Genomic DNA, 24450 nt, shown 5'->3' on the forward strand with positions numbered 1-24450 from the left:
TTGTTCCTTTTATCCAATGACGCCTGTACGTAAAATCTTGATCTCGACATCTAGATCAAATTTCGCCCTTTTCATGATTTCCCGACATTCATCTTTACTCAATTTCTTCTTCCCGCTCTTTTGACTGGCTATATTGTAGATTTCCCCAAATCCTACCGGGTCTACATCGTGCTTTCTGAACTTCTCCAGTAAATGTTCCGTCTCTTTTTTAACCGCCAGTTCGATTGCTTTTTGTACCTTATTCAACTGCTCAGGCTTTGATAAATCGATTTTTTCAGCCATTTCCTGAATCTGCGCTGCCATTTTAACCTTCACAGAAAATCTTGGTTTCTCCAAATCCAGAACTTTTATTTGCTTTTTGCTTGAGATATGTTCAATTACAGTAAAAAGACGCTTTTTATCGAGGGCAATGTTTATTTCCAATTCCCCCTTATTGTAACGCTCCCGTAATATCTTGAGGAAAAACCCCTCCCTTGATGTAATCTCTGCCACCAGTTTTTCATCGCGAAATAATCCAATTTGATTAATATGCAATTCATTCTTTACTCTTTCGATATAAGGCATCACGGGATCTTTCCCGACGGCATAATAATCTTTCATGTACTCATGAAGTTTCGAGGAGATCATATTCTCTCCTTCGACGTTTTGCCGTATGGCTTGATACAGGTAAATTCCAATGTTGCTGTTCTCGGGATAGCGATGTGTCAAAATATCATATGCTCGTCCTTTGGCTACCGTTAAATAGACATTGCTACCAATGGAGGCATCACGCGTTAAGTTTTCTACAAGAGAAAGGATTCCTCTACGTGCTAATTCATCGTGATAGACCACGACGCGTATTTGACCGGCTACAATTTTTTTGGAAGACTCCCTGTTCTGTGAAACGGTAAGTCCTTTACTTGTATGCGCTGTGCCAGAAATCACAGTGACCAACTCACGTGCCTCCGGGTCAATTTGATAAAATACCGTGGTACCTAGCAGCTTTCCATCTTTACTAAGATCGTACCCTACGGCAACCGCCAGTCCCAATTTTTCTAATACGTGCTGCTCCCCACAGCCGTTCAATAACACGACCACTACTAAGTAGGAAACAAGCAATCGTAACCTTTTCATGTCCGGACCGCTCCCCTCCGAAACAGCCGAATTACTACATAAAGCACGATGGGATAAACAAAAATGATATAGAAGCCGACACCACCGAAAATATCCGTGATGAGATTAATCGACTGACGTGTTTCCAAAAAATTGCTAGCAAAAAACATGACACCAACAATCCCGATAAGTGCCATTCTCTCCTTGAGCCCACTAATATGGTGAAGCCCCCGCATGGCTACCCATAGGTTCATCAGCAAATTATCTAGCATGATAAGCATCCACAGTGAGATGGACACAAACTCAAAACGCTCCAAAAACGGAAACTCTACAATTTTCATCATCATTAGCGTTGCCCAGATAAGTTGCTTAAGCTGTTCCCCTTGAAAGTACAAGAGTGTAACTAGCATGACTACCACATACAAGCAGGTGGTCATAAACAACCCACCATGTACATAACGCGATAGCAATTCCTTTTCCTTCACAAACGGATAGATGAACAAAATAATCTCAAATCCGATGATGGAAAAAGACATCTTCTTCGCACCGTCAAAAAGCTGTCCAATGTCATGGTGAAATACTGGCTGCAATAAATGAAAATCGGCGTATTGCATGGGATAAACCATGAGCAGTAGCTGCCAAACCGTCAACCCGACAGAAAAAAAGCTAATGCCAGCCAACACCCGAATGCCACCCGTCACTCCATAAACGGCCAGGCAAAGCAAGGAGGCATTTAATAACCAGGAAGGCACTTCCGGAAACATCCATGACTGAATAATCTCGATGTACCCTCTCAAGATCGTTAAGGCAGAGCCCATGATATATACGATAAAGATGAAATTAAGAACGCGTGCTGGCCATTTTCCAAATACACATTGATGAATGTCATACAAATCCATGTCTTTGTATTTCGCTAATATTTTTAGCATGAACCACGCAGCTATATGGGTCATAATGCCTGCTAGTATGACCGCAATCCAGGCGTCTTGTTGCACCCTATCATAAATAAAGCGTTGTACCCCCGCTATGCCGATTCCCACCTGATTGCTATGAACCATAAATAGCGCGAGCGATACGCTGATAGCCATATGACTATTTCGACGAAAAGTGGACTGTGACATTCACATTCAACACCTAACTACTGAACTGGCCTTTTTTCGACTTCATCAGGCATACGGGTATTGTCAGGAGAACGTGTCAAAACCGGACGCTTGCTGAGAGAGGAAAAAGGAAACCGGATCAGACTGTTTTTAAAATCCTGCAAGCGAAAAGGAAAGAAGGGTAGAAAAAACGGACGTCCCAGACTTGATTGACGTAAGATGTGTATCAATAGAAAAGACGCGCCAAGCATAATACCAAAACCTCCCCAAATCCCAGCTAACAGGATAATCGGAAAGCGGAGGATACGTACTGCCGTACTCATCATGTAGGAAGGAAAAGTAAATGAAGCTAATGCACTGAGTGCCACAATCATGATCAAGATGTTACTGGTAAAACCCGCTGCAACGGCTGCCTGTCCAATTACGATACCGCCGACGATCCCTATCGTTTGCCCAACTTTGAAAGGAAGTCTTGCTCCAGCCTCCCGCAAGAATTCAATAATCATCTCAAGCAGCAAAGCTTCAAATAATGGGGGAAAAGGTACCTTGGAACGAGACTTTACGAGCGATACAAGGAGAGCAGATGGAATCATTTCATAATGGAACGTAAGTGCTGCCACATAAGTAGCTGTAAAAAACAAAGAGACAAAAAGGGCCGAGAAACGTAACATTCGAATGAAGGAAGCCATTTGCCACCGGATATAGAGATCTTCATTGGCCTTGAAAAAGTCCACGAAGGAACTGGGACCGACAATAGCAAATGGGCTCCCCTCCACAAACACGACAATCTTTCCTTCCAACAGGGCTTCACTCACATGATCAGGTCGTTCTGTTAGGATTAACTGCGGAAAAATAGAGAACGTATTGTCATCAATCAGTTGAACCAATTTTCCACTGTCAATCACGCCGTCTATATCTAGATCGCTTATACGCTGAATGACGGTTTGAACATTTTCAGGAGCAGCCAGTTCCTCCATATAACATATTTCCACATTCGTCATGCTACGTTTCCCAATCGTAATGGATACGTTGGTAAGCAAATCAGTCGACAGATATCCCTGTAGAACCCCTAAGTTGGTTTCCAATGATTCGCTAAAAGCAACCTGGGGACCGAAAATTTGGGTTTCGACCTGAGCCTCTCCCAAAGAACGACTCGGTATTTTTGCTACGTAGAGAAGAAGCCCCCACGCCACTCCTTCCATTTGAAGGTAAATCCATCCCCTCACGAGATACTCGCTGACTTGTCTGTACTCCATAGTTTTGGTGACATGAGCAATAGGAACATTCTCCAAAATCGTATCAGGAACGAGCTTTTCCTCAGGTAACCTTTCCAAATAGGGAAGCAACGCCTGTTGGAGAATTACCTTATCAACTAGATAGGGTAGGTAGGCTAGCAACAAGCTATTGGTCCCACAAGAAAGGTTACGAAACACCAATCGCGGATTTCGCATGTGATCCCATAATATTTCTCGCGTCTCGCTAACGGATTCAGAAATCATGTTGGTTGTCATCTTATGTTTACCCCAATATATGGTGTCCCCTTATTATTTTTCCAATGTCCTCGCTCTATTCCCTTTCCAGCCGAAGAGTAAGCTCCCAGACAAAATGAAAACAAAAAAACCGAGACGGAAATACTCCATCTCGGTTCGTTTACCACTATTTATCTGCCGCTCTTCATTTCAGTCCAGTAGCGGTCGTATTGCTGCAAGGTTTCTCCTACATCCACCAGCCACTCCGCACGGGCAATGTCTGCTGTATCCAGGAAGACCATCTTGTTGGAACGATATTCTTCACTGTGCAGTGGGTACGCTTTTTCGTTCGGGTTGCTGTAGCCGATAGACTCGTAGTTTTTCACACTGACCTCTGGGTCCATCAGGTAGTTGATGAACTTCTCAGCCATTTCCTTGTTTTTAGCTCCTTTTGGAATTGCCAGCGTGTCTGCCCAGATCGTTGCGCCCTCTTTCGGAATGACGTACTCCACATCTGGATTTTGTGCGTGAATGAAAGCGGCGTCACCGGACCATACCGTTCCAATCCATGCTTCCTCAGCAATCATCTTTTGCTTGATGTTGTCCGTATCAAAGGCAACAACATTCGGTACTACCTTTTTCAAATCAGCAAAGGACTTTTCCAGTTCCTCTGTGTTCGTCGTGCTATTGGAGAAGCCGTTCTTGATCAGTGCCATTCCCATAACCTCGCGCGGGTCGTTCAGCATGATGACACGGCCCTTATAAGCTTCATTCCACAGATCGTTCCAGCTTGTCGGGGTTTCTTTTACATATTTCTTGTTGTAAGCGATCCCGGTAATTCCCCATGTATATACGAGTGAATACTTGTTTTCTTTGTCAAAAGGAGGTGTCTTGAACGTAGACACGATATTGCCCATGTTCGGGATATTGGCTTTGTTCAACTCTTCCAGGAGGCCCAACTGAATCATAGTGCCTACCATGTAGTCGGAAGGTTGAATCAGGTCGTAGCCGGATGCACCCGCTTGAATTTTTGCCAGCATTTCTTCGTTGCTGCCGTATACATCATAGTTAACCTTGACGTTGAATTTTTGCTCAAAATCTTTGATGACGTCTGGGTCAAAGTTGTCTGCCCAGCTATAAATATTCAATACTTGTTGCTCTTGCTCAGATGACGATGAGCAGCCTACAGCAGTCACCGCAAGCACGGCGGTCAAAGCGCCGATCATCAAGGACTTGAAACGTTTCATTTTTTCCTCTCAACCTCCAAATCAGTTATAGGATTGCTTTTATGAAATCTCCATGATGTATCTAAAGGATGGATTGATTATTTTTCGAGTCTTTTCGGCGGAAAATCTCGGCTACCACAACCAAAAGGACTGTACTCACGATCAAAAGTGTCGAGAGTGCATTCACTTCTGGCGAGACGCCTCGTTTGACCAACCCGTAAATATAGAGTGGTAATGTGGTCGAATTCGGACCAGCCACGAAGAACGAAATAATGAAATCGTCCAGCGACAGAGTAAACGCCATCAGGAAGCCTGCGATAATCCCTGGCATGATCAGAGGCAGCGTCACATAGCGCAATGTCTCCCATGGAGTTGCTCCCAAATCTTGAGATGCTTCTTCCAGTTCTTTGCCCATATCAGCCAAACGGCCAGAGATAATGACCATCACATACGGCATGCTAAACGTAACGTGAGCCAGGATCAGGGTCACTTTCCCCAGCTCCATCTGTACCTGGCTAAACAGCACGAGCAAAGCCAACCCCATCATGATCTCCGGGATGACGATCGGCAAGTACATCAGCCCGTTGAAGATGTTGCTCCAACGAATCGAATAATGCTTGACCGCCAATGCGGCAGCCGTACCCAAAACCGTTGCAATAACGCTGCTGATAACCCCAATCGTCAAGCTGTTCATCAGCGCTTGCATGACCTGCCTGTTTTCAAACAAAGAAACGTACCACTTCCACGTAAAACCAGTCCACGTAGCGTTGATCCGTGAATCATTGAACGAATAAAGGACAAGGATCAAGATTGGCAGATACAAAAAGACCAGCATCAGCCACGAGTATCCAGATAGTGCGTTTCGACGTAATGTTTTCATGCTGATCCCTCCTTTGTCTCGCTCGCTTTGGTAGCGCGGAAATAAAGAAGAATCAACAGCATGGACAATAGCATCAGCACGATGGACAAGGCAGAACCAAACGGCCAGTCACGCGCAGACAAAAATTGATTTTGAATGACGTTTCCGATCAGAGCCGATTTCGCTCCTCCCATGACATCCGGAACGACGAACATCCCGATAGATGAAACAAATACGAGGATCGAGCCAGTGACGACACCTGTCTTGGTCATCGGCAGAGTCACATGCCAAAAAGCTTTCCAAGGCGTTGCACCCAGGTCATACGCTGCTTCCAGCTTACGACGATCCATCTGCTCCAGCGACACATAAATCGGCAGTACCATAAACGGCAAGAGTGTGTACACCATCCCGAGCAGGACAGAACCCGAATTGTACAAAAGCGGCAGCGGCTCCGAAATAATGCCCAGCGATTGCAGGAACGTATTGATTACACCTTGCGAACGCAGGATGATTACCCACGCATAGGATCGGACCAAGAAGTTGATCCAAAACGGAATCATCACGAGCAAAAGCCATATTTGCTGCGTCGATTTTTCCAGCCGTGAAATGTAATACGCTAACGGATAGCCGCACAAGATCGAAAATACCGTTGTTAGAACCGCCACGACCAGCGTATCCCCAAAAATTTGACCATACAGCGGATCGAAAATACGGATGTAATTGTTCAGCGTAAACTCATAGACAACTTGCCCGTACGTGCCTCTTTTGAGGAAAGACAATATGGCGATCATAAGCATAGGCAGGACGAAAAGCGCACCCATCCACAAAAGGGCGGGAAGCGCGAGCAGTTTTACCGGCTTCTTGTTTAACAAGGAAGAATCACCTCGTCCGTCTGTGCCCAGCCAATGGCCACTTGATCTCCCACCTGCCAGTCCAGACCGTCACCTGCGTACTGGTGTGCCATTACGGTCATATCCTGCCCCTCGAGGCGGATAAATACCTTGCGCAAATTGCCGAGGAACACCGCGTCAGCAATAGTGCCCAGCTTCTTGTGCTTGTCCTTGTCGGAGTCAACCGGGTACAACTTGATCTTTTCTGGACGCACGGCTGCATTCGTTCCGTTTTCCCGGAAAATGTTGTTTTCCCCAATAAAGGTAGCCACAAACAGGGTTTGCGGGGAGTTGTAAATCTCTGCTGGAGAAGCAATCTGTTCAATTCGTCCCTTGTTCATAACCGCGATGCGATCGGACATCGCCATCGCTTCTTCTTGGTCATGGGTGACGTAAATGAACGTTATCCCTAAGTTTTTCTGCAAGTTTTTCAGTTCGAGCTGCAAGCTTTTTCGCAATTGATAGTCCAAAGCACCTAGAGGCTCGTCCAGAAGCAGAACGCGTGGGTTGTTAATAATCGCCCGTGCGATTGCTACGCGTTGCTGTTGTCCGCCAGACAGCTGCTTAGGCGTGCGCTTCCGCAATTCTGTCAGTTGGACGTACTGAAGTACTTCCTCCAAACGCTTTTGTTGTTCAGCTGCGTTCACTTTTTTCATTTTCAAACCAAACAGGATGTTTTGCTCCACGGTCATGTGTGGAAACAAAGCATATTGCTGGAACACCATGTTCATATCGCGCTGATACGGTGGCACATGGCTGAGTGGTTTTTCGTCAAGGAAAATTTCCCCAGTCGTTGGCTGCTCAAAGCCAGCAATCATTCGCAGCAGTGTCGTTTTCCCACAGCCACTGGGGCCGAGTAACGTCAAAAACTCCCCTTCTTCAATGGAGAGAGAAAAAGAGGGGACGACGACAGTATCTGCAAATCTCTTTTCAATCGAATCCAGATGTATAATTTTTTTCATTCCGTCATCTCACCATATGTCATTATACTCACAATCTAGGTAACTATATCGTGTATGATACGATTTGTAAACAGTTTCACGAACGATTCCTCCACAAAAACAAACAGAGCCAATGAATAAACATTCGCTCTGTTGCGTATCCCTTTTATTTTCTCATACAGAAGTGGATTTCGGTTGAGGCGTGCGATTCTGGTTTTTGGATCTTGCCCCTAGGAAATTCGTCCCAATCACCCCGATAATAATCATCACCGCGCCAATAAGATGGTAGTATGCCAGTTGTTCCTGCAAAAAGATGACGCCTGCCACGATGGTCACCAATGTAGACAAATTGTTAAACACGCTGAGTTTGGATGCTTCCATCTTGGACAAGGCAAAGTTGGTCATAAAAGACGTCATGAGCGAGGACAGTATCCCCAAAAATACAATCGAGATGATAAACGCCGAGCTGGCGAAAGGGGCAAAATACGTCGACAAGGTTCCCTCTGCACTATGGCGAATGACTGACCAGCCATTAAAAAACAAAAATCCGAGCAACGCCACCATATACGTCATGTCTATATAATGAAAGGACTTTGTCATTTTCCTCGCCAGAACACTATACCCCGCTAAAGAAAACGCGGATAACAGGATGAGAATGGTACCGATACTACTCCCTGAGCCTGCGCTTACACCCAGCCCCTTCATTGCAAAAATGTACACGACGCCTCCTACGGATAAAAGCGTGGACAGCTTTTGCAGCCACGTAGAAGACTCTCCCAAAAAGAATGCCGCCATGATCATAGTAAAAATCGGAACGGTTGCTTGAATAATCCCTGCTTCAGAGGAAGTGGTATACACCAGTCCAAACGCCTGAAGAGTAAAGAACAGCACGGGGTACAGCATGGCGAGCGGTATAATCGTGAGCATGTCTTTTGGCTTGATGGACAGCTTGATCCACCCAAACACGATCGGAATGGATGCAGCGATAAATGCCACGGTAAAACGGTGTGCCAAAGTATCAACCGGGTTGGTTACAGCGAGTGCCATTTTCAGAAACAAAAACGACAAGCCGGTAATCCCTGCATTCAGTAATGCCGCAAGAATCGCTTTTTGTTGGTCTTTCATCGTATGTATCTCTCCTACTGGGGACTTTTTACAGACGGCCGTCTTAGGTTAATAGTAATAGGGGAGTAATCGTGCTACAATGCAAAAAAGGAGTAACTGTACCGATACAAATCCGGTAGTAAGGGAATGTTTTGGATGCACAAATATTTGCAGCTTCAAAATGAACTCGAAACATTGATTGAAAGCCTCTCCTATCGAGACGGAGACCGGCTTCCCTCCATTCGGGAGCTCGCATCTCGCTACCAATGCAGCAAGAGCACTGTCATCCGCACTTTGGATGAGCTCGAAAAGCGTCACCTCATCTACTCAGTCGATCGAAGCGGTTACTACGTCGTGAAAAAACAAAAGAAGATACAACCCGCAGATACGTCCATGATCGATTTTGCGACCTCTGCTCCCGATCCTGACCTTTTTCCTTATGTCGACTTTCAACACTGCATCAATAAAGCGATTGAAACCTATAAAAACGATCTTTTCATATATGGAACTACACAAGGCTTGCCATCGCTCATTGCCGTCATCGCCAAGCTGCTTGGGAACCATCAGGTTTTTACGGACCCGGGTAATATTTTCATTACCTCCGGTGTCCAACAAGCTCTATCCTTGCTGTGCAGTCTTCCTTTTCCAAATGGCAAGGAAACGATTCTGATTGAGCAGCCCAGCTACCACCTTTTCATTGAAAGTTTGCAAGTACGCAAGCACCCTGTCGTCGGGGTCAAACGCACTGCCCAAGGAATCGATTTAGAAGAGCTGGAGTCTATTTTCCGAAAGGGAGAGATCAAGTTTTTCTATACGATGCCTCGCTATCATAGTCCGCTCGGTACGACGTACAGTCGAAAGGATAAACAGCGTATTGTGGAGCTTGCCCAACAGTATGACGTCTATATCGTAGAAGACGATTACATGGCAGACCTTGAGCATGACAGCAAAGCTGATCCCCTCTTTACCTATGATCGCTTTTCTCGCACCATCTATTTAAAAAGCTATTCCAAAATTATTTTTCCCGGGCTGCGTTTGGGTGTAGCCGTTATACCTGACGCGCTTAAGGATTCCTTCAACCAGCACAAGCGACTCATGGATATCGACAGCTCCATGCTCTCTCAAGCTGCGTTGGAAATTTACCTAAAAAGCGGAATGTTCGAGCGTCACAAGCAAAAAATACGCAGTTCCTATCAACGGCGATCCAACCTGCTAATGGCGTCCTTGAACCATTTTGCGGCGAATGAAGAGAATCTGTTCAGCTTTCAGCCCTTTGCGTATCCGGGGATTCATACGCACATTGTTTTGAACGATTCCACCCCGGTCTCTGCTGTTATCAGCCAGCTCAAAAAACGCTCGATCCTTGTGGATGCTACTGACAAAAATTACTTGATGGGCTTTCCGCAAGAAAATATGTTGAAGCTGAATGTGTCCTATGCCAAGGAAGCAGTGATTGAGCAAGGGATTGAGGTGTTGATGGATGTGTTACGCCGCATGCACCGATAACCTATCCGCCTTACGTCGTAGATAAAATCCGGCGAGAGTGCGTTTTTGGACAACAACGAAATCTCGATAATGGACGTATTGGTTCCAAAATGTTGAGTAACCAGAAAACGATCTACATCGTATTATCAGATACAGAAACATGATTTCCCCCGAGGCTTCGTTGGTATTGTTTCAAAATGCATCGATTGCGGTATATCGTTATATAGTAAGTGAATCCCAATCCAAAAAAATTCGTTCCATAGTCGGCCAGTTTGAAGTAGAATCGCATCTATACACATATAATTTGTTGGGCTTACTCGGTGTGATGCTGAACATTCCAATAAAGCGTAAAAACCTGGTACGATCCGACTCGATTAAGTTGATGACTGGCAGTTAACGATAGAATGACAAAGGAGAAATAGATGTTTCAGAACATTTTAGATTTCTTAATGGAATACGGCTATTTGGGAATGTTCATCCATTCTTTTGCAGACGCAGTCATCTTTCCCGTTCCTGCCTTCTTTCTTCAAGTACCACTCAGCCTCGTTGATCCTTCGCAGGCCTTGTGGATTGCAACGGTAGGCTACATCGCTTGTCTGTTAGGGACACCCGTCGGTTATTTTATTGGTAAAGTACTAGGCAAATCCGTTCTGTACAAAATCCTCAAGAAGGAATGGATTGATTCTGCCACAGCGATGTTCCAAAAGAAAGGCGAAGTCGCGATCTTCATCGGTTCGTTTACCCCCATTCCGTTTAAAGTGTTTACAATCATGTCGGGTTGCTTGAAATTCCCGTTGTGGAAATTGATTGGGTACGCGGCAATTGGACGGGCAGTCAAATTTTACGCAGTCGGATTTTTGTTTTATTTTTACGGCAAAATGGCGGAAAATATGGTCCATAACGTTTCTCTCTATATCTTTCTCACCGTTGTGCCGCTCATCTTGGTCGGGCTATGGGTGAAGAAAATCATCGCCAAGCGCCGCCAAGTGAAAATGGAAAGCGCTGGAGTCAGCAACGGCGTCAATGAGAAAGTCATGAATAAATAAAGACGATCATAAAAAGCAAAGAAACCCCAGATCGGGGTTTCTTTTTTTACGACGGTTATCCTTTTTTCACTCGAATGACATCATCCTCGACATCAATGACCATAGCTGTCACATCGTCTTCTTCCATCACCAAATCTGCAATGCCATCCTCGACATATTGCTGAATCACGCGTCGCAATGGACGTGCCCCAAAGGAAGGGTTGTAGCCCAGCTCAGCCAGCTTTTCTTTTGCGGCATCTGTCACGGTGATCTCCATTCCTTGCTCAAACAGATTGCCCCTCACATCTTGCAGCAGCAGATCGACGATTTTGACCAAATCCTGTTTTTCCAGATGGGCAAAGGAAATGATCGAGTCGAAGCGGTTCAGGAACTCCGGCTTGAAGTACGCCCCGAGAGAATCCAGCACGGTAGCAGGCTCGGGCGCTTTTGCTCCAAAGCCGACAGAGATTTTTCGCTCGCTCACACCTGAATTGCTCGTAGCAATGATGACCGTCTCTTTAAAATTCACCGTACGACCCTGACTGTCTGTCAGACGACCATCCTCCAGAATTTGCAGGAACATGTGCATCACGTCCGGGTGTGCTTTTTCGATCTCATCCAGCAGGATAATGCTGTACGGGTTGCGGCGTACGCGCTCTGTTAGCTGACCTGCTTCTTCATGACCGACGTAGCCAGGAGGAGAACCGATCAATTTGGATACCGAGTGCTTCTCCATGTACTCGCTCATATCGAGGCGGATCATGGAATCACGGGTCCCAAACAGCTCCTCTGCCAATGCTTTGGACAGCTCTGTCTTCCCTACGCCAGTTGGACCGACGAACAGGAAGGAAGCGATCGGTCTGTTTTTCGGTTTCAGACCTGCCCGACTGCGTCGAATCGCCTTCGCTACTTGAGTGACTGCCTCGGATTGACCAATGACTTTTGCTTCCAAATGAGCGGCCAGGTTTTTCATTTTCATCTGCTCATCACTTTGCAGCTTGGTAACCGGAATCCCAGTCTTTTGCTCGATCAAGGCTTGGATGTCCGTGACGTCAACCTGAACGCGTTGCTCCTTGCCCTCGATTTGATCCAGCTTCTCTAAAATACCCGCTTCCTCGTCTCTCAGACGGGCAGCTCGTTCGTATGCTTCTTGCTCCGTCGCTTCCTTTTTCTCCTGATTGATTTGTGCCAGCCGCTCATGCAGCTCTGCCGTATCAACCGCGGAGGATCTCAGGTTCAAGCGAGAGCCCACTTCATCCATGAGATCAATCGCCTTGTCAGGCAAGAATCGATCCTGGATGTAACGATGGGAGTATTCCACGGAGGCACGAATGACATCATCCGAGTAAGCAACTTGATGGAATGCTTCGTATTTCGGACGCAATCCTTTTAAAATCTCGATGGCTTGTTCTACGGTTGGTTCCTTGACCATAACTGGCTGCAGGCGGCGCTCCAGAGCAGCGTCTTTTTCAATCACGCGATACTCTTTTAACGTTGTTGCCCCAACCAGTTGCAACTCACCGCGAGCTAGCGCAGGCTTCAGAATGTTCCCTGCATCCATGGATCCCTCCGCAGAGCCTGCTCCCACCAAGAGATGAATCTCATCCACAAACAGGATGACATTTTTGCGTTTTTGCAGCTCGGCAATCACTTGCTTCATTTTTTCCTCGAACTGTCCGCGAATTCCCGTCCCTGCAACCAGAGAGGCGACATCTAAAATATACACCTGCTTGTTTTTCAGCTTGGTCGGTACTTGCCCTTCCGTAATACGCAGGGCGAGGCCTTCCGCAATCGCCGTCTTCCCGACTCCTGGCTCTCCGATCAGAACTGGATTGTTTTTGTTGCGTCGGTTCAAAATCTCAATGACACGCTCAATTTCCTGTTCGCGTCCAATCACAGGGTCAATCAGTCCGGCACGTGCCGCATCGTTTAGATTACGACCCAGGTCATCGAGGATGCCTCCACCACGCTCTGGTGCTTGTGGCTGCGGTTGGCTGGAAGATTTGCCCGGGTTCATCGAGCCTTGAGCAAAGCCTTGCAGGAACTCATCCAGTCCAGAGAAGGAGGAGAAAGGACTAAAGCCCATGCCCACTCCCATTTTGTTGGTCAGCTTTGTCTGGCAGTCTTTGCACAGATCGTATTTCTGTTGCTGATTTTGTAAGCGTATATGAACAGTCACAGTTGCTTCTCGTTGTTTGCAGATTTCACAATGCATATTCAATCCCCCCAAAAGCGTTGTTTTGGAATTCAGAAGGTCTTCGATTTTTGATCTTTGACCTTTCCTGACCTTCGATGACTTTATTATAGTTTGACCTTCTTTGACTTTCAAGAGGGATTGTATGGTTTTTTACACTTTGCCCTTTCGCAGATAGGGAACGATCGAAAGTAACCCTATACCAGCTAAACAAGCACCTACCCACAATGGTGATACAAGCCCGTAGCCACTGCTGATCCCGATCCCACCTAAGGAAGACCCAATCGCAACACCCAATGTAATAAAGGAAGTATGAACAGTGTTTACCATCGTCCCACTGCCTGCTGTATTCATAACTCGTGCGATCATGGCCGGATTCATCGCTACACCCGTCAATCCAATCAGAACAATGGAAAGCACAGCGATCCATTTATTTTCGGCTCCTACGGCAAACAGAACCAATGCCGCTAAGAGTATGCTTAATCCCGTTACAAGGATTCGCATGGTAAAACGATCAGCAAGTCTGCCAATCACAATATTTCCGATCACCGTCGCGATCCCATAAAAGGCAAGCAAATACGGGATACTCGCATCCGAAAATGCCGTTACATCCGTAAGAATCGGAGTAAAATAACTAAACGCTGCGAAGGTACCGCCAATGATCAGCATACTCGTTGCATACGCGGCCCAAAGATGCGGATTATGAAAACTGCCAAGCTCATCCGCTACGTTTATCTGGTCTTTTTGTGCAGAGGAAGGGAGCAACCATTGAATCAAGATCCCTGATAGCAATACGACAACGGCAACAGCCCAAAAGCTCATTCTCCAGCCGAAAAATTGTGCAATCACGGTTGTCAGAGGAAGTCCGATGACAGTAGCTATCATTAGGCCAGCCAAAACAATCGAAGCGGCCTTTCCCCGTGAATGAGAGGGAACCAGGCTGGCTGAAATACTGACGGAGATGCCAAACGCTGCGGATGAAGCAATACCCGTTAGGATTCGCGCAAGCATCATTGACTCGTAATCCCAAGCCAATGCTCCCAACGATTGGCCAAGGAAGAAGACGGCAACCAAAGAAAGCAGCGCTTGTTTTCGGCGAATGTGCAAGAGAGTTGCTGTTAGGATGGGCCCCCCTATCACCATTGCTCCTGCATACGCTGTAATGAAATACCCGATGGAGGGGATCGTCACATCGAAATCATCGGCAAGCTCATTCATCATCCCAGCCACCATAAATTCAGAAGTCGTCATCGCAAAAATCGCTACCGCTAACAAATAAATCATCGACGGCATGAAGAAACACTCCTCACTTATTATTGTAACACTCGGTACAAAAATCACTCAAAAAAAGAGCGCTTTACGCGCCGAAGATAGATTCCATGGTGCCATTCATGATTTGTTCAGCCAATGCCCGATTTTGTGTGGATGTATTCAACACACGGAAGCCATAGTAACTACTTAAAAATAGGCTAGCCAAATCCACAGCAGATCGTTTTTTGGCGATTTCGCCCGTTCGCAAGCCTTCTTCCATCACTTGTTCCATCGTTTGCTTCAAAAGTTCAACATGTCTGGAGACGATTTCTTCAATCTTGGGATCGTCTTTTGCCCGTTCCAATCCCGCATTGATCAGCAAACATCCCTTTGGATTCGTTGATTCAAAGTCTTCCACCAATGCCCAAGCTAAAAAGTTTTGCAACCGTTCTTTCACGGAACCCGGGCTTTCCAATAATGCCCGCTGTTCTTGAATCCCAGTATCGTGATAGTGTTCCACCACCGCTAGATAAAGGTCCTGTTTGCTGCCAAACGTATTGTACAAGCTACCTTTCCCTAGTCCAGTATCACTGCATAAATCATGCGTAGAACAACCATTGTAGCCTTTTGACCAAAACGTTTTCATGGCCACATCTACGATGGACGTGTAATCAAAATCACGAGGTCTGCCACGTTTACTCAACGGAATCCTCCTTTCGTTTCCAACTGTTATGGAAATCTTACATATTATGTACCGTTCGGTCAACAAATGAAATATCTGCAACTGTAAACCATGCCTATAGAAAAAGCCCATTTTGAAAATCATCTCTCAAAACAGGCTTGATCTTTGATTATATCCTCTCTAAATCTGTTACTGTTTTTTCGTTTACTTGATCTCCAGTATTGAGCGTCGTCTTTGGTTCAAGCAATAATACATGAACCTCTTCCTCTGCAACTGGCATATGCTCTACACCTTTTGGAACAATGAGAAATTCGCCTTCGTTTACCCAAACATCTTTATCGCGAAATTTAATAAGCAGCTTCCCTTTCACAACGTAAAACATCTCATCCTCATTTTCATGCTGATGCCAGACAAACTCACCTTTCAATTTCGCCAGCTTTACATAGGAGTCATTGATTTCGCCTGCAATTTTGGGATTCCAATACTCATGGAATAACGCAAACTTTTCAGCTACATTGACCTTCTCCATCATTCTCCCCCATTAAAAAGAGTATGCTTGTACTTCATCGAAAGTAGGCAGGGATGGTTGAGCACCGTTCCTTGTAACGACAATCGCTGCTACTTTGCTGGCAAAAGTGGCCGCTTCTGTTTCTGTCATTCCTTGTGTGATTCCAACGGCAAAAGCTGCTGTAAAGGAATCGCCTGCCGCAGTTGTATCCACTGGCTCTACGCGGAAAGCCGGGATATGGGTCGCCTCATCGGCGGTTACTAACAGAGCCCCCTTTTCCCCCAATGTCACGATGACGCGCTTTGGTCCAGCAGACAATAGCTTTTTGGCTGCTGTATGTACTTCGTCTATCGTAGATACAGGCATTCCTGTGAGAATAGAAAGCTCTGTTTCATTTGGGGTTAAGGTATGTACATGGGTTAATAGCTCACTGGATAGCTCACGTGCCGGTGCCGGATTTAAAATGACCAGTTTACCGAGTCGGGCAGCCTCTTTGACTGTATATTCCACGACGTGCATCGGGATTTCCAGTTGGAGTAATACGACGTCGCTTTCCTTTAAAATAGACAGATTGTCTGCAAGATGCTCGGTGCTGACGAGCCCATTCGCACCCGGAACGAGCACGATGTTATTTTCCCCATCATCACTTACATTGATAAAAGCCATGCCTGTCGTACCCGAGCATTTGATCCCCTCTATGTGAACGTGCGCATCCGTTAGCCCTCCCAGCATGACCCGGCCATTCTCATCTTCTCCTACCATTCCAATCATGGAGACATGTGCACCCAGGCGAGACGCGGCTACTGCCTGATTCGCTCCCTTTCCTCCCGGGATCAGCTCGAAGTGATGGCTTGCGATCGTTTCTCCTGCTTTGGGCAAATGATGTACATGGGTTACAAGATCCATATTGATGCTTCCTACTACTGCGATTTTCACGACGAACCCTCCTCGTTCCTTCCCGAACATGATCATTCGGTCGGTTACAAAATAGTGCTTTTCATCCGAGAAGTCAACGTATTTTCTCAAGATTGTTCCTAAGACTTGGATCGCAATGCTTCCATTGGTTATAATGAACAAATCTTCTATCATCCGGAGGTAAACAGATGGAGCCGATTATCCACCATCCTTGGAACATTGATGAGCAAGACGCCATCAACTTGCAGCGACAACTAGCCCAGCAAGTAAAAAAAGAAGATCAACTAGCGGACGTACGCTTTATCGCCGGAGTCGATGTCGCCTATCATGCCGAGTCCGATTTGTTAGTCGCTGGTGTCGTCATCCTCGACGCCACTTCCCTGCAAGTCGTCGAGTCTGTCGTCATTCAAGACACCGTCGAATTCCCGTATATTCCCGGATTGTTTTCTTTTCGAGAGCTGCCGCCGTTGGTGAGTGCATTCAAGGAGCTAAAAACAACCCCGCAGCTCGTCGTCTGCGATGGGCAAGGAATCGCTCACCCGCGAAGATTCGGACTAGCCAGTCATTTGGGCGTCCTGTTTGACATTCCCACCATTGGCTGTGGAAAAACGAGACTGCTCGGTGAACACGAAGAACCCGCACAGGAAAGAGGTGCGTATTCCCCTTTGATCGATCAGGCTGAAATCATCGGTGGAGTCTTGCGCACACAACCGAATATCAAACCGATATTCGTCTCGATCGGACACGGAATTTCTTTGCCAACTGCATGCGCATGGATCACCAAGCTCTCTCCCAAATATCGTTTGCCCGAAACGACGCGGCAAGCGGATCAGCTCGTGAATAAAGTATTGGCGGAGTTAAATAGCGGCCGCTAATGAAGTGTCGGCCATACATTTTCATCGTGCTCGTCCAAGACTGCTTCGATCTGCTCTCCTTGGAAAACGACAATGTAGCCTCGTGGCAAAGCCAATGCTTGCAAGAGAGACGGACGTAGCTTTAGCAGTTGGTAAACGTAGTATGACTCTAGCTGGTCACTATCTACTTCACCCTCCACAGGCCCAAGATACCACCCGGAGTCACCTTTTCGAACATCTTCTGCACGCTGCAAATAGACATGGTCTTGTTCAAATGCACCTTTGGCCACCACAATTTTATCTTGGAACAAAGCAGCTTCCCCTTCTGCTCGCACTGTTTTTAAACAGTTGTTTTGCGCCATTTGCACGACCAAGGACACAGACAGGTCAGAAGTTGTTTCGGAAAAAGGATTCGTGTCGTAGTTGGGTGCGACGATCTCCATATACCCATCCCGTTCGAAAACCATAAGAATGGTCCAGCCTACCTGAATTTTCGCACCGTTCTTGATAGGACCAATCTCGCCTTCAACATCGGAGAATACGTCCAACAGAAAGTCTGCTTGCTTCACCAAAAACTCTTTGCAGGTCACGACAAACGTGCGGTTATGAATCTGTTTGGAGCGTTGGCAGAGTCGGGACTCTTTCTCATCTGACATGGACCTCTTCCTTTCTGTGTGATTGGAATTGCTGCTATCTTCAGGATATCACGAATAGAGGAAAAGCTCCGTTACACTTTTACTACAAGGAATAGGTAATAACTGGCTGATGAATGAGTAGCAAAGCTCGGCTTGGCAGGTGGGCTACAACGTTTTTTGTTGGATTTGTTCGACACAGTCTTTGATCGTATCAATGACGACTCCGGGCTCGGTAAATTGAGGAAAATGTCCACTGTTTTTAGCGAGGATATGTTTGCTGGTGCTTGATAATGAAAGCAGTTCCAACTGATGCTCGATTCGTTTTTTGCGTACTTCTTCTGGCATCATACGATTTTCTTTTCCACCTGTAATCACATAAACAGGGATGTCGGGAAAAGAATCGATAGCATGGATTTGTTCCACTGTTTTTTTGACAAAATGAACTTCATTGAATGGTTTATGGGGAGACCAGGAATCAAACATGGAGAGTATTTTGTTAATGGTTTTGACTACCTTACCTTGATATTTCTCAAGGCCGATATCTTTCGGATGGCTGGATTCTAAAAAGACAACGCCAGCTACTTCGTCGGGGTAACACCGGGCATATAAATTTGCATATAATCCCCCTAATGAATGTCCGACTAGCAAAAATGGGGGTTCAAAACCTACTAACGTTAATGCCTCCCGTAACGTTTCTACAATCGTGAGTCCGTCTTGGGGTTCTTGCGGCTTATCACTACCCGAAACACCAAGACGATTATAGGAAAAGACAGATGACGTCTCTGAAAGATCCGGTTGTATTTTCATCCAGCCTTCTATCGGTCCTGAGCCACCGTTAATGAGAACGATATTGGGTTGGCCGTTTCCGCTCCAATGATATTGGATCTTCCCTCTTGAAGTACTTACTTTCGATATCTCTATTGCCAATGTACGACACCTCACTTGTAAGGTCTGGATTTCACTGTAGTAATACGTGATGAACAAATGAGGGTTTCTATTTTTTGGGAATGATTCTTGTACGGAGGAAAAAGCACGTCAAAAAAGCAAAGCTGGTATAAAAAACAAGGCATATTCCTCCTCGGTAATTCGAGTTGGAATATGCCTGATCGACGTACTAGCATCGTCCCTTATTGCCCTTCCATGGCGAGTAAAATAAACGTGATAATGGCGATTATCGTACCAAAGACGAAGTATAAACCCAAAAGAATGGCCATTAACAACAAGGTAGCTTTTGACCAGTTTTTACGATTCAGATTCCCGTCTGAACCAAAAGCCCAGACAAATAACAAAACAATATTCGCGATCGGAATCATCATGAACAACGAGACGAGTATCCAATCTTTCATCGTCATGACCTTTTCGTTTTCCGCTACGCTTCCTTCCACATACGTTTGGTGATCCATTCTACACCCTCCATGTTTTTTGCCAATCCACCGTTCTCGCTATTGTTCAACCGCTGCTCCAATGAATGCCAAGATCAGAATCAAAAAGAAGACACTCAAGTACAAACCGATGCAAACACCTATGATCAGCAAGTTCGCTTTGGCCCAGTTCTTTCTGTTTAGATTGCCTTCACTGCCAAATGCCCAAACAAAATACATCACGAGATTGACCACGGGCACCATCATAATTAAAAAAGTAATCATCCATTCCTTGACCGACATAACCCGCTCGTTTTCAGGCACGTTCACTTGCCATTGCTGTTGATGTTGCTGCTGTTCCAATTGGAAACCTCCTTGTTCTGTCATGATCAAATCTTCTCTACCCGCAGCGTGCGAATCAACGCTTGGGCCAAAGGCTGCCACACGAGCATTCCTCAGACTCAAAATGAAAGCTCCCGAGTAGTGTCCGCCCGTTTACCGAGGTCGCGAACAAGATTTGCTAGTAGGTTTTGTCCTCGATCGGGATGATAAATTCGCTGCAAGCAACTCTGCATCCTTCCAGACTCCCCACGATATACGGCTCCAAGATACCTTGAACTTTAAAGAATTGATGTGCCTTTATCTTATCGGTATCTAATACAAGTCTCTTTACCGTTCCATTCAAATGAACCTCGAGAACGGATATCGGCGGGAGTTGCTCGAAGGCGTTTTCCTTTTGCAGCCCCAGACCCGATGGTACGACCTTTTGAGCATTTCGACAATCATCTGCTAACAAATAATAATCGCGCATGTCAATCCCGCCTCCTTTATTCCGTTTTCCACTCAATCTGCTGCCTCTGTACTACACTCAATGCAAAGCGTTCACCGTCCTTCTCGAAAAAAACGGCATTTCGCATATTCGCTCCATGAAAATTCGCATGATACAGACGAGAATGGCGAAAATCCGCTCCTTCCAAATCAGCATATGCAAATTGGACACCGAGTAAGCCCGGTACACGATGCAGCTCGTCCGCACTAACTCCTTGTCCCTCGGCATAAGAGAAGATAGCTCCGCTCAAGTCAGCATGACGAAAATCGGCATCACAAAGAAGCGAATGGCTGAAATCAGTGCGTTGAAATAGGAGTAAGAGAACCTATATGCCGTGCTCTGATCCTGCTGATCATCCATGTCCAGCTTGGCCCGCGCATTGTCCTTGTGAATGGATTCACCTTTCCAAATAAGACCATTATTTTATACACAATCTTACAATCGGTATTATTTGGGATTTTGTGAATGGGTCGTTAGTCCTGGATGATATGATTTTGAGGCAAGGAGAGGGGCTTTTTCGCCTCGACTATTCCTGCTATTTGCACTTCGGTTACCATTTATAAGATGATAAAGGAATTAATAGAAATCAAACAAGGGAGAGAAGCTAGGTGAACATAAAGAAAAATCAATTATATGTAGAATTGGAAATAGCGAATTGGGACAACACAGACCTTACATCCACGCTAGATGAAATGTGCTACTCTCATAAAGAGTATGAAAACGATGTAATCGAGGTACATCAAGTTGTCGATCTGGGAAAGCATAAAGGCAAGTCGAGATACTTAATTACCATCAATATTACGCGAGATTTGGATAATCTCGGGGAAGAAATTGATAACCCTTATATCGTCAAAGGCCCTTGAATTTGGTTCAAGGGCCTTTCCTATTTACTCATAACGGCTTCCTGCAATTAAAATGGTAGCAAACAAATTCCAGTCTACATCTTCAAGATCAGCTAACATATTATCACAATCTTCAATCCATGACTCCATCCCACTCAGGAACTCTTCCAGGGACATATTCGCCCACTCTTTTTTATTTTGCTGATAATCCTTAATCAAATGAGAAATGAATTGAACCATATCCTCCCTACTCTCAACTGTACCCGCTCTCTCTAGAATATCCATGCGAAACTCATCCTCCCCCTATGTCTTTATCTTCTATTTTAATATAGTTGTTCCAAAGGAATTTGACGAATTGGGGAATGAAAAAAGCCCGCTAGCGTGCAACGGACTTTCTGTCTCTTATGTGAGAGGGAACATCTGTCTAGTAAATAACAGGATTCGGGCTGTCACTATTCTCGTAGACGTTCCTTATTGAATAATCTCGGAAATCGCTTGCTTTTGCTCCAAAATCTCGCTTTGTACCTCGATCAGTTCTTTCAACAGATCAGCAGCCTCTTGCAAGGATGTCGCTGCTTGCTCCTTGTCACCAGCCTTGAATACTTCTTTTGCTTCTTGCACTGTGTTCTTCTCATTTGTTTTCAGTTCTTTTGCTTGCTCTTTGTTCACTTTCTTTTCTGTACGGATTGGCTTCAATTGTTGGTTCATCTCTTTAAAAGACGCTTTTTTCTCTTTTACCTGAGTCAATTCTGTTTGGATATGCACCAGTTTTTCTTCGATGGCGGTATGGTTCGCGGCGATTTCAGCCTTGATGCTCGCTACCTTTTCCTTATCCTTTGCTTTCTTCGCTTCTTTCAGTTCAGCCGATAGCGCCTTGTTCTCTTCGCGGAGTGGCTTTGTCTCTGCCAGCGCGCTTTTCACAGTTTCACGTACTTCTGGCGTCACATCGCCCCAAAGAATGTCCCATGCTTGTTTGTTGGTCTGAGTTTGAGCCTTCAGTTTATCTTGGAGAGCTTTTTGCTCCACTTGCAATGCTTTTAGCGCTTGAACTTCAGGCAAACTGCTCCACCCTGCTCCTTTTCCTTCTTTCTCCGCCGCAAAAGCTCCTACGGCACTCGTTGCCAACAAGCACGCTGCGATTACAGATACGGAAAGCATTTTTTTCATGTGTGAACACTCCCTGTCTCCTATTGTTTCTTGCAAACAAATCGTACCGTATGAGCGTCAGGAATGTTCGGGATAACCTCGTGAAAAGTAAGGGGAAAGTGTGGGATTTGGGGAGAACATAGAATAACCAGGAAAGGTCTGGGCCGAGCTTGATTGCCATTCATTGAAAGCTATGTATACGGCTCTTCCTGATCATCCGGGGTAAGCAAACTGCTCATTTGATTTTGAACATGCAAAAAAGGCTGACTCCATCTTATTTTTGAAAGATAGAATCAACCTTTGAAAGTTTATCATGTGATAGTTATGTTACTTATTGTACGTGCTTTTTATTGTAATGTACGGTTCTTTTTTAGTATATTGTCCTTATATTTTTCCACCCATTTCTTCGAACCAATCATTGAATATATGACTAGGTAATTTTTCAGGATCATTAGTATATTTTATCTCGTAACTATATTGAGCTTTTAATTTGTTCTCAGATACGTTATAAACCAATTTCATCTCTGTGGGCATTTCCCTGTTATTTTTCTTACATAAATCACTAATTTCACGTAAGTTTTTATTAAGAATATTGAGTAAAGTTACTTGTCTCTCTTTTGATATATCATAGCTAGGTCTTGAATTACTATTAGTGTCTAATACTGCATCATTAACCTTGTGTTTTTTAACAATAGCCTTGTTAATTTGATAAAATACATCTGTACTAAATTGTCCATATTCATTCGAGGCATATATATATATCATATCAGCTTTGTTATTTACATACTCAAGACAAATGGACACCATATCTGCCTGTAGTTCTGAAAAATAATCTTCAAATACTTTTGTCATAGTCCAATCTCCTTTAATTTACTAAATCAAAAACTTTTAGCTCACCATCTATTATGTAACTTACATTAAAACTAGACGGTCGAAGCGAATCCCCCTCATAATTTACTTTTACATCAACAGACACTTGTTTAGGCGGATTCTCTTTTAAAGCTCTTGCCCATTCATTTTCAATTTTCTTATAAGTACTGAGATTAACCTTACTTGACTGGGATACAAGGTTATCGATATCTGGTGAACCACCAAACCTATCACCTGCCAAATGCCCTGCATGGTCACCAGGTTCCTTACCTGGCGTATTTGATTCATGTGGTAATCGTTCATCTCTTGCAGTTAATTTTAGATCATCTGTTTTAAAGCTTTCAATTCTGCCTAGATGATCAGTTTCATAGTCATATTTGTGTTCACCTGCTTTATACTGCACATTCGGTTTAAGTTTTCCTGTTTCATCAAATGGATTATCAACAAATGTTTTATTAGGACCATTTCCGGATCCATCAATTTCAGGCGGCTTCTCCGGCGGCTTTTGATTCGGCTTCTGCCCATTCGGTCCCCCGTATGTTTCGCGCCACTTCAGTTGGTTCTCCGTAGGGGCAAGCTCTACCACATCTTTTTTATTCGAGAATTTTATTGGAAACCCTTCCGCCGATTGTAACTGAGGGCCTAAACTATCCGCTAAATTCTGCAAGCCTTCTTGCATATCATCGCGCAGCTTCCTAACCTTTTGCTTGAGCTGTTCTTTCATCTGTGTTGCCTTGTTGATGACTGCATCTTTTGCGGCCATGACGCTAGCGTACAACTGCTCCTTGATTCGCTGGACGGCTTGCATCACATCCATCTCTTCTAGTGTTTTGCGGGCAGCCGTCCAGACCTTCCCTACGGTACTTTCTACGGCATTTGCTACCGTCTTCACTACATCCGCCGCTGAGTCTGCTACCTCGAGCACTTTCTGTCCCACTTTCGTTCCCTTTAGTGCTTTATGCGCCTTTGCTCCCAGCTTGGCTCCGGTTGCCGCCCAGCCTGCAAAAGGTATACAAGCCGCCAGAGATAGCGCTGCTCCTGCATAGTCTCCACGTGCTAGCGAGATTCCTGCATTCGCTAAGTCCGCTATTTCTCCCAGACCTGGAATGAGTCCCACAACATCCAGCGCTAGCTGTACACCATCCAGAAATCCACCCCAGCCAGACTCTTCC

27 protein-coding genes are annotated in these 24450 nt (G+C 45.3%); 4 read left to right on the plus strand and 23 right to left on the minus strand.

Translation table 11 applies throughout. From position 1 onward, the window contains the following. Positions 1–9: 9 nt before the first annotated feature. From HP568_RS23855 to HP568_RS23890, 8 genes are all read right to left on the minus strand, one after another. On the minus strand, positions 10–1113 hold the full coding sequence (locus HP568_RS23855; RefSeq protein ID WP_048034217.1) for a Ger(x)C family spore germination protein: 1104 nt from the start codon (positions 1111–1113) through the stop codon (positions 10–12). After that, positions 1110–2213, minus strand: coding sequence for a GerAB/ArcD/ProY family transporter (locus tag HP568_RS23860; protein ID WP_053079615.1), 1104 nt, complete (start codon positions 2211–2213; stop codon positions 1110–1112). The genes HP568_RS23855 and HP568_RS23860 overlap by 4 nt, the downstream gene beginning before the upstream one ends. A 17-nt stretch (positions 2214–2230) precedes the next feature. After that, positions 2231–3703, minus strand: a complete 1473-nt coding sequence (locus HP568_RS23865) for a spore germination protein (RefSeq protein ID WP_173630427.1) — start codon at positions 3701–3703, stop codon at positions 2231–2233. A gap of 149 nt (positions 3704–3852) precedes the next feature. Continuing rightward, positions 3853–4908, minus strand: a complete 1056-nt coding sequence (locus HP568_RS23870) for an ABC transporter substrate-binding protein (RefSeq protein ID WP_048034219.1) — start codon at positions 4906–4908, stop codon at positions 3853–3855. Between the two features lie 61 nt (positions 4909–4969). Beyond that, the gene (locus HP568_RS23875; RefSeq protein ID WP_048034220.1) at positions 4970–5767 is read right to left on the minus strand and encodes an ABC transporter permease; all 798 of its coding nucleotides are present in this window, start codon (positions 5765–5767) and stop codon (positions 4970–4972) included. Beyond that, entirely contained in the window at positions 5764–6567 is an 804-nt protein-coding gene (locus tag HP568_RS23880) for an ABC transporter permease (RefSeq protein ID WP_048035925.1), read from the minus strand. Before HP568_RS23880 ends, HP568_RS23875 begins: the two co-directional genes overlap by 4 nt. A 44-nt stretch (positions 6568–6611) precedes the next feature. Next, positions 6612–7598, minus strand: coding sequence for an ABC transporter ATP-binding protein (locus tag HP568_RS23885; RefSeq protein WP_016743157.1), 987 nt, complete (start codon positions 7596–7598; stop codon positions 6612–6614). Between the two features lie 153 nt (positions 7599–7751). Continuing rightward, positions 7752–8702, minus strand: a complete 951-nt coding sequence (locus tag HP568_RS23890) for a DMT family transporter (RefSeq protein WP_056489827.1) — start codon at positions 8700–8702, stop codon at positions 7752–7754. A gap of 135 nt (positions 8703–8837) precedes the next feature. Between HP568_RS23890 and HP568_RS23895 the strand changes: the two genes are divergently transcribed. After that, the gene (locus HP568_RS23895; RefSeq protein WP_173630436.1) at positions 8838–10187 is read left to right on the plus strand and encodes an aminotransferase-like domain-containing protein; all 1350 of its coding nucleotides are present in this window, start codon (positions 8838–8840) and stop codon (positions 10185–10187) included. A gap of 401 nt (positions 10188–10588) precedes the next feature. Beyond that, positions 10589–11212: a YqaA family protein gene (locus HP568_RS23900; protein WP_048034222.1), complete on the plus strand. Its 624-nt coding sequence runs from the start codon at positions 10589–10591 to the stop codon at positions 11210–11212. Positions 11213–11267: 55 nt separating this feature from the next. On the opposite strand, the gene HP568_RS23905 is transcribed toward HP568_RS23900, so the two are convergent. The 5 genes from HP568_RS23905 to rbsK all read right to left on the minus strand — a co-directional run bounded on the left by HP568_RS23905 (position 11268) and on the right by rbsK (position 16762). After that, positions 11268–13406: an ATP-dependent Clp protease ATP-binding subunit gene (locus tag HP568_RS23905; RefSeq protein ID WP_173630428.1), complete on the minus strand. Its 2139-nt coding sequence runs from the start codon at positions 13404–13406 to the stop codon at positions 11268–11270. A gap of 132 nt (positions 13407–13538) precedes the next feature. Then, on the minus strand, positions 13539–14678 hold the full coding sequence (locus HP568_RS23910; RefSeq protein WP_173630429.1) for an MFS transporter: 1140 nt from the start codon (positions 14676–14678) through the stop codon (positions 13539–13541). Between the two features lie 64 nt (positions 14679–14742). Beyond that, complete coding sequence (locus tag HP568_RS23915) at positions 14743–15339, minus strand: TetR/AcrR family transcriptional regulator (RefSeq protein WP_048034225.1); 597 nt, start codon at positions 15337–15339, stop codon at positions 14743–14745. Positions 15340–15487: 148 nt separating this feature from the next. Further along, positions 15488–15850 (minus strand): cupin domain-containing protein, encoded by a 363-nt coding sequence (locus HP568_RS23920; protein ID WP_217366743.1) that lies wholly within the window; start codon positions 15848–15850, stop codon positions 15488–15490. A gap of 9 nt (positions 15851–15859) precedes the next feature. Beyond that, complete coding sequence (gene rbsK, locus HP568_RS23925; RefSeq protein WP_048035927.1) at positions 15860–16762, minus strand: ribokinase; 903 nt, start codon at positions 16760–16762, stop codon at positions 15860–15862. A 167-nt stretch (positions 16763–16929) separates the two neighbouring features. Here rbsK and nfi point away from each other — a divergent pair, with 167 nt between their 5' ends. After that, positions 16930–17616 (plus strand): deoxyribonuclease V, encoded by a 687-nt coding sequence (nfi, locus tag HP568_RS23930; protein WP_173630431.1) that lies wholly within the window; start codon positions 16930–16932, stop codon positions 17614–17616. Here the strand turns inward: nfi and HP568_RS23935 are convergent. From HP568_RS23935 to HP568_RS23960, 6 genes are all read right to left on the minus strand, one after another. Then, entirely contained in the window at positions 17613–18251 is a 639-nt protein-coding gene (locus HP568_RS23935; protein WP_048034228.1) for an immunity protein Imm33 domain-containing protein, read from the minus strand. The genes nfi and HP568_RS23935 overlap by 4 nt on opposite strands. Positions 18252–18395: 144 nt before the next feature. Continuing rightward, a complete protein-coding gene (locus HP568_RS23940) occupies positions 18396–19214 on the minus strand; it encodes an alpha/beta fold hydrolase (RefSeq protein ID WP_254551468.1) in 819 nt (272 codons plus the stop codon). A gap of 143 nt (positions 19215–19357) precedes the next feature. Then, positions 19358–19633, minus strand: a complete 276-nt coding sequence (locus HP568_RS23945) for a hypothetical protein (RefSeq protein ID WP_048034230.1) — start codon at positions 19631–19633, stop codon at positions 19358–19360. Between the two features lie 39 nt (positions 19634–19672). Then, positions 19673–20056, minus strand: a complete 384-nt coding sequence (locus tag HP568_RS23950) for a hypothetical protein (protein ID WP_254551470.1) — start codon at positions 20054–20056, stop codon at positions 19673–19675. A 55-nt stretch (positions 20057–20111) separates the two neighbouring features. Continuing rightward, positions 20112–20402 carry a hypothetical protein gene (locus tag HP568_RS23955; RefSeq protein WP_173630432.1) on the minus strand — a complete coding sequence of 97 codons (291 nt, stop codon included), beginning with the start codon at positions 20400–20402 and terminating at the stop codon, positions 20112–20114. A 16-nt stretch (positions 20403–20418) separates the two neighbouring features. Then, positions 20419–20670: a pentapeptide repeat-containing protein gene (locus HP568_RS23960; RefSeq protein WP_254551472.1), complete on the minus strand. Its 252-nt coding sequence runs from the start codon at positions 20668–20670 to the stop codon at positions 20419–20421. 358 nt (positions 20671–21028) lie between these two features. Between HP568_RS23960 and HP568_RS23965 the strand changes: the two genes are divergently transcribed. Further along, positions 21029–21283 (plus strand): hypothetical protein, encoded by a 255-nt coding sequence (locus HP568_RS23965; RefSeq protein WP_048034233.1) that lies wholly within the window; start codon positions 21029–21031, stop codon positions 21281–21283. 24 nt (positions 21284–21307) lie between these two features. Here HP568_RS23965 and HP568_RS23970 read toward each other — a convergent pair whose 3' ends face one another. From HP568_RS23970 to HP568_RS29905, 4 genes are all read right to left on the minus strand, one after another. Beyond that, on the minus strand, positions 21308–21547 hold the full coding sequence (locus HP568_RS23970) for a DUF7660 family protein (RefSeq protein ID WP_056493578.1): 240 nt from the start codon (positions 21545–21547) through the stop codon (positions 21308–21310). A gap of 186 nt (positions 21548–21733) precedes the next feature. Beyond that, positions 21734–22429 carry a hypothetical protein gene (locus tag HP568_RS23975; RefSeq protein WP_173630433.1) on the minus strand — a complete coding sequence of 232 codons (696 nt, stop codon included), beginning with the start codon at positions 22427–22429 and terminating at the stop codon, positions 21734–21736. Between the two features lie 363 nt (positions 22430–22792). Further along, positions 22793–23260, minus strand: coding sequence for a DUF600 domain-containing protein (locus HP568_RS23980; protein WP_173612575.1), 468 nt, complete (start codon positions 23258–23260; stop codon positions 22793–22795). A 13-nt stretch (positions 23261–23273) separates the two neighbouring features. Then, positions 23274–24450: DNA/RNA non-specific endonuclease (locus HP568_RS29905; RefSeq protein ID WP_254551474.1), on the minus strand; the 1177-nt coding region annotated here is incomplete at its 5' end.

The sequence above is a fragment of the Brevibacillus sp. MS2.2 genome (genome assembly GCF_013284345.1).
Taxonomy (GTDB): domain Bacteria; phylum Bacillota; class Bacilli; order Brevibacillales; family Brevibacillaceae; genus Brevibacillus; species Brevibacillus brevis_C.